This is a genomic window from Streptomyces sp. M-16 (assembly GCF_052114405.1).
GTDB lineage: Bacteria > Actinomycetota > Actinomycetes > Streptomycetales > Streptomycetaceae > Streptomyces.
Genome location: NZ_JBFRER010000333.1, coordinates 1 through 493, shown reverse-complemented (window position 1 = coordinate 493; position 493 = coordinate 1). Strand labels below are relative to the sequence as shown.

The following is a 493-nucleotide window of genomic DNA, read 5'->3' as shown; positions in this document are numbered from 1 at the left end:
CGGGCGAACACGCCGGTGGTGGGCTGGGACGAGAAGCGGCGGAAGGTGAAGGTCTCGCCGATCGCCCGCTGGACCCAGGACGACGTGGACGCGTACGTCGCGGAGCACGGGGTCCTCACGAACCCGCTGCTGATGGACGGTTACGCCTCGGTGGGCTGCGCCCCCTGCACCCGCCGGGTGGCGGAGGGCGAGGACGCGCGGGCCGGCCGGTGGGCCGGGCGCGGCAAGACCGAGTGCGGGCTGCACGGCTGATGACGACAACACCTACGGACACCACGGAACTTACGGAGAAGCGGATGAGCGTGACCGGCCAGGGAGCCACGGTGTGGCTGACCGGTCTGCCCAGCGCGGGCAAGACCACCATCGCCCACGCGCTGGCGGAGCGGCTGCACGCCGGGGGGCACCGGGTGGAGGTCCTGGACGGGGACGAGATCCGCGAGTTCCTCTCCGCGGGCCTCGGTTTCGGCCGTGAGGACCGGCACACCAACGTCCA

Annotated in this window: 2 protein-coding genes; both read left to right on the top strand. The window is 72.4% G+C overall.

Annotated features, from left to right (window positions below; genetic code table 11):
* A partial coding sequence (locus AB4039_RS42420; protein ID WP_442273335.1) for a phosphoadenosine phosphosulfate reductase domain-containing protein occupies positions 1-252 on the top strand: 252 nt, incomplete at its 5' end.
* A gap of 44 nt (positions 253-296) precedes the next feature.
* Positions 297-493 (top strand): adenylyl-sulfate kinase (locus AB4039_RS42415; protein ID WP_442273334.1); only part of this gene is annotated, 197 nt, incomplete at its 3' end.